This is a genomic window from Vibrio ezurae NBRC 102218 (assembly GCF_000467185.1).
GTDB lineage: Bacteria > Pseudomonadota > Gammaproteobacteria > Enterobacterales > Vibrionaceae > Vibrio > Vibrio ezurae.
In genome coordinates this window covers 1-8,169 of record NZ_BATM01000015.1, presented here as the reverse complement: position 1 = coordinate 8,169, position 8,169 = coordinate 1, and the positions used below count along the sequence as shown (strand labels likewise).

The window sequence follows — 8,169 nt, the reverse complement described above, 5'->3', positions numbered from 1 at the left end:
TTCTGATCTCTTACTTAGTGTGATTGGTATAAAAATGCCCTCTATCAACCAAAGTTCATAGAGGGCATTATTATTTTGATGATTTATTCGCTGTTAAGTCGCTAAAATAAACCACGCATTGCTACGATGAGGATTAGATGTCAATCACATCAAAGTCAACCAGCGTATCCACATCAGCTTCGTAATCAACACCGTCAATACCAAAGCCAAATAGACTCAAGAATTCATCTTTATATTCTTGATAATCGGTGAGATCTTTAATATTTTCAGTGGTAATTTGTGGCCATAGATCACGACAATGTTGCTGAATATCTTCACGCAATTCCCAGTCATCAAGACGAAGGCGGTTGCTTTCATCAACTTCTGCTGCGCTGCCATCTGCTTTATATAGACGTTGGCTAAACATGCGATAGATTTGCTGCATACACCCTTCGTGTACGCCCTCTTCACGCATTTTCTTAAATACCATAGCAATGTACAGTGGCATTACTGGAATCGCCGAGCTTGCTTGTGTTACAACAGATTTAAGTACCGCTACGTTTGCAGTGCCGCCTGTTGCAGACAGTTTTTCATTGAGTGCTGTTGATGCACGGTCTAGATCCATTTTGGCACGGCCTAATGCGCCGTCCCAGTAGATTGGCCATGTTAGCTCAGTACCAATGTAGCTGTAAGCAACGGTCTTACAACCGTCAGCCAATACGCCTGCTTCAGAAAGCGTATTGATCCACAATTCCCAATCTTCGCCGCCCATTACCGTTACTGTATCCGCAATTTCTTGCTCAGTAGCAGGCTCAATGCTTGCTTCGATAATTTGGTCTTTATTGGTATCTACCGCCGTTGAGGTGTAAGTATCACCAATCGGTTTTAGTGCAGAACGAATCACTTCACCGGTTTCTGGCATTTTACGTACTGGAGACGCCAGCGAGTAAACCACCATATCAATTTGACCAAGGTCTTGTTTAATAAGGTCGATGGTTTTTTGCTTGGCTTCGTTAGAGAAAGCATCACCATTTAAGCTCTTAGAGTATAAGCCTTCTGCGTGTGCTAGCTTGTCAAATGCCGCGGCATTGTAGAAACCTGCTGTGCCCGGTTTCTTTTCAGTGCCTGCTTTTTCAAAGAAAACACCAATAGTGGATGCACCGCCGCCAAAAGCTGCCGCGATACGAGAAGATAAGCCATAGCCACTAGAAGAGCCGACAACTAATACACGTTTTGGTGCATTTGCAATTGGGCCTTGTGCTTTTGTATAAGCAATTTGTTCTTTTACGTTAGCTTCACAGCCCACTGGGTGTGTTGTGGTACAGATAAATCCACGAATTCGAGGTTTTATGATCATTATTCACTTCCTTAAATTAACTTGCGTAGCATAAAAGGTTCTTCGCAAAATCTCACCCTATTTATAGAAGATCTGCCCTTAATCATCAGTGGTTGGAGCACTTATGAGCAATATAATTAAAATCTAGATCTAAGTTCTCACCATAAAATGGAGATCTGGCTAAATATTTGATTGATATCATGCAAGTATAAATATTGTTTTCTAAACTAGATACATCAATCAAATTAGTTCTGATTTCCATAGGCTTATCAAAACTGTAGGGGAAATTCTATGCAAACTACATTTATCGTAAACTTTATTGGCACAGCTTCACCTTCGACCATCAAGCGCCTTTCATCAATCACTCATGAGAACAATGGCAAATGGCTACTCAGCAAAGTTAACTTCATCGAAAATCAAGTTGCTGGTGTCATTAAAATCAATCTACCTGAACAAAATGCACAAGCGGTTAAAGATGCATTTTCAACCACTGATAGCCTAACCTGTCAGTTCGCTGATGCCGATGCACCTTTGCATGACGAAAACGAAGTCTTTTCACTGCGCGTAAATGCCAATGACAGAGCCGGTATCGTCAACGAAATTACTCACATTTTAGACTCTCAAGGCGTCTCAATTCTTGATATGGATTGCCAACGTGTATTCATTGCAGGCGGCGGTAGCGGCATTAGCTCAAGCCTATTCACAGCCCAACTTGCACTGCAACTTCCTGCGGCTCTTGGTTTAAGTGATGTTACACGAGAGCTTGAATCTTTAAGTGAAGACACTAAGGTGATTATTGGCGCATAGCTCATATTTACCGGTCAAAAAAGTAAAAAGCTCGCTATTCAGCGAGCTTTTTTATTGGTGATTTATCATCGTGACTAAGTCAGTTCAGTCTCTAGCAGCGCACAACCGCACAACCAATGTTGGTTTTGTTTAAACAGACCACTGAGAAAGTGAACGTTTAAAATCGGCATAACCAAACTCATTGAGCTTGACCACTTCCCCGCTACTACGCTGACAATAAATGGATGGCATTTTAATACCATTAAACCAGTTCAGCTTCACCATGGTATAGCCAGCACTGTCTAAGATATGTAGACGCTGACCAATCTTTAGCGGCTCAGAAAATTGCGTTTCGCAGAACTGATCGCCCGCTAAACATGAGCACGAACCAATCACATAGTGATGTGGAGCGCCATCAGTGGCTTCTAAAATTGACGCAGGCTCATCATAAATTAAGGTATCTAAACGGTGCGCTTCGGTTGCCGAATCGACAATAGCGGTTTTCTTTTCGTTTTCGACAATATCGACCACTGTCACGACCAAATCGGTTGTTTTAGTGATAATCGCCTCACCCGGCTCAAGGTATAACTGTACGCCATGCTTTTCGGCAAAAGCTTTCAGTGCAGCCGCCAGTTTTTCCAGCTCATAGCCCGGCCAAGTGAAGAACACGCCGCCACCTAAGCTGACCCACTGCATTTTATCTAGGTATTGTCCAAACTGCTCAGAGATTGAGTCCAATAAGGCCACAAATGAGTCTGCGCTTTTGTTTTCGCAGTTCATATGGAACATCACGCCATCAAGCGCATCAAACACCTGTGCGTCGATGTGCGCCGCTTGTACGCCTAAACGTGAATACTTTCGTGCTGGGTTTGCTAAGTCTTGTCCTGCTACGCTTACACCCGGATTAAGACGTAATCCTAACGAGGCTTTGCCCTCAACTAAGTGTCGATAATACGCTAACTGACTTTGTGAATTAAAAATCAGTTTGTCTGCAATATCCGCCACCTCTAACACGTCTTGTTCGGTGTACCCTACGCTGTAAGCGTGAGTTTCACCGCCAAAGGTTTCATGACCAAGCTTAACCTCGTATGGGCCACTGCTGGTAGTGCCATCTAGGTAAGGTTTAATAATGTCGAATACGCCCCACGTAGAGAAGCATTTAAGCGCTAAAACCAATTTCACGCCCGATAGCTCTTTGAGCTTCTTAGCGGTTTCAAGGTTTTGAATCAGCTTAGCTTCATCAATCATGAAGTAAGGGGTTTGCAACTGTGAATGGCTCATCAATTCGTTCACTCATTAAGCTAACAAAGCCAGTATAAATACTGGCTTTAGGATTAGAAATTTGACTCTAGATCCAAACTCTATTTAAGGATTTGAATGTCCGGTGCTTGCTCAGGATCTAGCTCTTGTACGTGCCAGTCTAGACCAATCTCTGGCATAGTTTCTAGGAACGGATCTGGGTCTAGCTGCTCCATGTTAAACACGCCCGCTTCTGCCCATTTACCACGGAAATATTGCAGAGCAGCGGTAATGGCTGGCACGCCTGTGGTGTATGAGATAGCTTGATGTTCAACATCTTCGTACGCCACTTCATGATCAGCGTTGTTGTAGATAAACACGCCGCGAGGCTTGCCATCTTTAGTGCCGCGAACCCAAGTACCGATACAAGTTTTACCTGTGTAACCCGGTGCTAGAGACGTAGGATCTGGTAGCATAGCTTTTAGTACATGCAGCGGCTGAACAACCGTACCGTCGTGCAGTGTTAGCGGATCTGGGCTAAGCAGACCGATGTCACGCATACAGTTAAAGTAGTTTAGGTAAGCATCGCCAAAGCCCATCCAAAATTCGATGCGCTTAGCCGGAATGAACTCTTGCATTGAACGCACTTCATCGTGCGCCATAGAGTACACTTTGTGCTTGCCCACTAACGGGAAATCAAACTCAAACATACGCTCGTGACAGCCAACTTGTTTCCACTCGCCATTTTCCCAGTAGAAAGAATCGCCTTGGATTTCAAGCATGTTGGTTTCAGGATCAAAGTTGGTCGCAAACTTCTTGCCGTGATCGCCTGCGTTCACATCCATTACGTCGATAGTATCGATTTCATCAAACAAATGTTTTACCGCATGCGCAGCAAAGATGCTTACTACACCTGGATCAAAACCTGCGCCAAGAATACCGGTGATGCCCGCTTCCTTAAATTTGTCACGGAAGCCCCACTGCCAATCGTACGCTTGAGGTACTTGCTGGCCTTCAGAGCATAGGTCAACCGCAACCGAAGTATCTAGGTAAGACACTTTGGCTTGTAGACACGCTTCCATGATAGTGATGTTCACCCACGGAGGACCGGCGTTAATCACAAGATCGGGTTTTACGTCATTGATAAGCGCCACTAAAGCGGCCACATCATCAGCGTCTACAGCGCGTGATTCTAGCTTTTTAGTAGGATCTTTAAGGTTGTTTTTACCTTTGATCGATTCAATGATTTTGTCACATTTAGCGATAGTGCGAGATGCGATTGTGATATCACCTAGCACTTCATTGTTCTGCGCCGCTTTGTGCGCAACTACCCAACCAACGCCACCAGCGCCAATTTGTAAAACAGCCATTTTATATTTCCTTTACTGTGCCGCTAGCTCTACCGCTAGCTTATCAATGTTATTTAATAGGGTTTCAAAATCTGACAGAGTCAGACACGGGTTCAAGATGGTAAATTTCAGAGCACTATGCCCATCAACAACAGTCTCACCCAATACCGCCACGCCGCGAACTAAGGCTTCAATACGCACTTTTTGATTCAGCGTATCCAGACGCTCAGCATCCACATGCTTGCAACGCAATAGCACGGTTGAAAGCGCTGGTGTGGCAAGAAGTTCAAACATTTCATGTTGTTGAACCATTTTCGCGACTTGCTGAGTTTGTTCTAAAAGATGATCAACCATTTCACCCAGTGCTTTAGGACCCACATTTTGCATAGTCATATACACTTTTAGCGCGTCAAAACGCTTAGTGGTCGCCATGGTTTTATCTACGAGATTTGGCAACTCATCGTGTTCACGGTTTAGATAATCAGCATGATGAAGCAAGTACTTAAAGTTGGCTTTATCTTTGACTAGCAATGAACCACAGCTAATAGTTTGATAAAACAGCTTGTGGAAATCCACCGATACTGAATCGGCTTTTTCAATGCCTTGCAAACGCTCTTTATGACTGCTCAAAATCAGAGCACCGCCATAGGCACTGTCGACATGTAGCCAAAGGTTTTCATCACTGGCAATTTTCGCCATCGCATTAATGTCATCAATCGCGCCATGATCGGTCGTGCCCGCCGTTGCCACTAGCGCAAATGGCATTAAGCCGTCTTGTTTTGCTTTAGCGATGGTTTCAGCCAGTGCTTCGGTATCCATAGTGCCATCAGCAAAGGTGTCTACGCAGATGACCGACTTTTCACCCAGTCCCATCCACGCCGCTGATTTTTGTACCGTAAAGTGCGATTTATCAGAGCAGATAATGCGCAGTTTATCGGCGTAATCAGGGTTGCCTAGCTTCTGTATAGAGTGCTTGCTTGTTACATCTGCAAACCAATCACGTGCGAGCAATAAGCCCATTTGATTGCTTTGAGTACCGCCGCTGGTAAATACGCCATCAGAGCTTGCGCCCATTTGATATTGCTCACACAGCCAATCCACCACTTTTTGCTCAACATAGGTCGCAGCAGAAGCTTGGTCCCAAGAATCCATTGATTGGTTTAACGCCGCAATCATAGTTTCAGCGGCAATTGAAGGCATCAACGGTGGTGTATGCAAGTGCGCAATACAATTTGGGTGCTGCACGATAATGGAGTTTTTCGCCACTAAATCAGAGGCATTATCCACAACCTCAGTTAACGCTTGATTACCGCTGTTTAGGTCAACTTGATTGATTTTCGCTTCTAACTCTTGCGGTTTCATGCCTGAATAAGGCTGATCAATCGCTGCAAATACCGTTTTCATTGCATCCACAGTGTGGTGCATCACTTTGGCAAATTCGTTTGCGCCTTCAGCGCCAGTATGTACAAAGTGTTTTTGCCACTGCTTGTTGGTCGGCTCAGGATCAACGTAAGATCCGCCCGCCGCCAAGATAGCTTGCTCAAGAGTTTGCAAGGCAAAATCGATTTGTGCGTAAGAGATAATCAAAGGTGGCAAGAAACGAATAACGCTGCCGTCACGACCGCCCTTTTCAACAATTAAGCCACGCTCAAGCGCCGCGCGTTGAATCGCTAGGGTTAAGTCGCCATCGGAGGCGCGTTCATCGAATTTGTTGCGCTCGCCATTAGCTTTTGCAATTTCAACGCCTAACATCAGGCCTTTACCGCGCACTTCTGCAATGCAGTTAACGCGCTGTTGAATCGCTTCTAGCCCTTCGCGTAGGTATTGACCTGCTGTCGCGGCATGCTCAACCAACTTATCGCGCTCGATGATTTCTAGCGCTTTTGCGCCTGTAACCATTGCCAGTTGGTTACCACGGAATGTACCCGTGTGCTCACCAGCATTCCAAGTGTCGTTTTCTTTCTTAAATACCAACAACGACATTGGCAGACCGCCACCAATCGCCTTAGAAAGACATAGGATATCAGGGCTAATGCCCGCTTCTTCAAACGCAAAACGATAACCAGTTTTACCAACGCCACACTGGATTTCGTCCAATACCAATAGGATTTGGTGCTCATCACAAATACGACGCAATTCACGTAGCCAAGAAGCAGGAGCAGGAATAACGCCGCCCTCGCCTTGCACAGGTTCGACAAAAATTGCCGCCGGTTTCATGATGCCCGCTTCATCATCATTAAGCAGACGCTCAATGTAACGAATGCTGGCTTTTGCGCCCGCTTCTCCGCCTAGGCCAAATGGGCAGCGTAAATTGTATGGAAATGGCATAAAGTGTACGTCTGACATTAAGCCAGTGCGACGCGCTTTCGTATTCAGGTTACCCATCATACCCATAGTGCCGTTTGTCATGCCGTGGTATGCACCGCGAAATGCGAACACAGTGTTGCGTCCGGTGGTTTGCTTGGCCAGCTTAATCGCCGCTTCTACCGCGTCTGCGCCAGAAGGGCCGCAAAACTGTATGGCTGAATTTCTAGCAAACTCTTCAGGTAAGAAGGCTTTAACACGTTTTATGAAAGTGTCTTTAGCTTGCGTTGTGATATCAAGGGTTTGATATGGCAAGCCACTTTCTAATTGCTCTTTTAGAGCGGTGTTAATTTCTGGGTGATTGTAGCCAAGTGCTAATGTACCCGCACCCGCTAAACAATCTAAAAACAGTTGTCCACGTGTATCTTCCACTAGTGCGCCATATGCGCGTTTAATGGCAAGAGGAATACGACGAGGATAAGAACGAACTTCAGATTCGTGCTCAGCTTGATCAATTAACATTTGATCCGGTGTGAGGTCATAAATACCATCAACAATAGGAACATCACTTGAAAAAGCAGCATTCGCCGCCGACATTTCAAATTCAAATGCAGAACTCATAAGTTTACCTAAATTGAAGTAATCATTACCCTAGATCTTGAGAAAATATCTGATCTAAAGTGATATTGATTTAGTGTACGCAAGCCTCTCTAAATAAGAGACATTAAGAAAATAATTACATTGGGGTGAACTGTCAGAATTGACGGATCAAGGCTCAGTTACGATATCGTAAGCCGGAAGTTTAAAGCTGATTATCAGATTTGATTGATTCATGTTGGGTTGCCTATCGCTATGTCATCACTGACATGGTTATTCCCATCTATCAAACGACGTTCGTTTGATACCTACCCTACGTAATATCACAATCAGCTCAGGATGGTTATTACGCGTGTCCCTCAGAGCACTCTGAGATTGCGCGGGAATTTAGCAAGAAAATAGGCATTTAGCAATAGCTAACCCACAAAACAGTCAAAATATGCACTTAATTTGTTTTCAAAATGTTTCATTAGCAATATTTCAGCGCTTGCGCTTACATACACTGACATCTTGCTATCAATACAAAAAAGTTACACAAACAAAAAAGCCTTAGCATTGCTGCTAAGGCTTTTTTATATT

At 44.5% G+C, this 8,169-nt stretch carries 5 protein-coding genes; 1 reads left to right on the top strand and 4 read right to left on the bottom strand.

Annotated elements, in window-relative coordinates; all coding sequences use genetic code 11:
• Window positions 1-133 precede the first annotated feature (133 nt).
• On the bottom strand, window positions 134-1,336 hold the full coding sequence (gene fabV, locus VEZ01S_RS06215; RefSeq protein WP_021713161.1) for an enoyl-ACP reductase FabV: 1,203 nt from the start codon (window positions 1,334-1,336) through the stop codon (window positions 134-136).
• Between the two features lie 270 nt (window positions 1,337-1,606).
• Between fabV and VEZ01S_RS06210 the strand changes: the two genes are divergently transcribed.
• Entirely contained in the window at window positions 1,607-2,122 is a 516-nt protein-coding gene (locus VEZ01S_RS06210) for a glycine cleavage system transcriptional repressor (protein ID WP_021713160.1), read from the top strand.
• Window positions 2,123-2,251: 129 nt separating this feature from the next.
• On the opposite strand, the gene nspC is transcribed toward VEZ01S_RS06210, so the two are convergent.
• The 3 genes from nspC to VEZ01S_RS06195 form a co-directional block, all read right to left on the bottom strand.
• Window positions 2,252-3,382: a carboxynorspermidine decarboxylase gene (gene nspC / locus VEZ01S_RS06205; RefSeq protein ID WP_021713159.1), complete on the bottom strand. Its 1,131-nt coding sequence runs from the start codon at window positions 3,380-3,382 to the stop codon at window positions 2,252-2,254.
• An 80-nt stretch (window positions 3,383-3,462) separates the two neighbouring features.
• Window positions 3,463-4,710, bottom strand: a complete 1,248-nt coding sequence (locus VEZ01S_RS06200) for a carboxynorspermidine synthase (protein ID WP_021713158.1) — start codon at window positions 4,708-4,710, stop codon at window positions 3,463-3,465.
• A gap of 12 nt (window positions 4,711-4,722) precedes the next feature.
• A complete protein-coding gene (locus VEZ01S_RS06195; RefSeq protein ID WP_021713157.1) occupies window positions 4,723-7,614 on the bottom strand; it encodes a pyridoxal phosphate-dependent class III aminotransferase in 2,892 nt (963 codons plus the stop codon).
• Between the last annotated feature and the right edge of the window lie 555 nt (window positions 7,615-8,169).

Bases quoted from the DNA above. Each gene is read 5' to 3' on its own strand.
- VEZ01S_RS06200 (WP_021713158.1), bottom strand. From the start codon at position 4,710: ATGGCTGTTTTACAAATTGGCGCTGGTGGCGTTGGTTGGGTAGTTGCG.
- fabV (WP_021713161.1), bottom strand. From the start codon at position 1,336: ATGATCATAAAACCTCGAATTCGTGGATTTATCTGTACCACAACACAC.
- VEZ01S_RS06210 (WP_021713160.1), top strand. From the start codon at position 1,607: ATGCAAACTACATTTATCGTAAACTTTATTGGCACAGCTTCACCTTCG.
- nspC (WP_021713159.1), bottom strand. From the start codon at position 3,382: ATGAGCCATTCACAGTTGCAAACCCCTTACTTCATGATTGATGAAGCT.
- VEZ01S_RS06195 (WP_021713157.1), bottom strand. From the start codon at position 7,614: ATGAGTTCTGCATTTGAATTTGAAATGTCGGCGGCGAATGCTGCTTTT.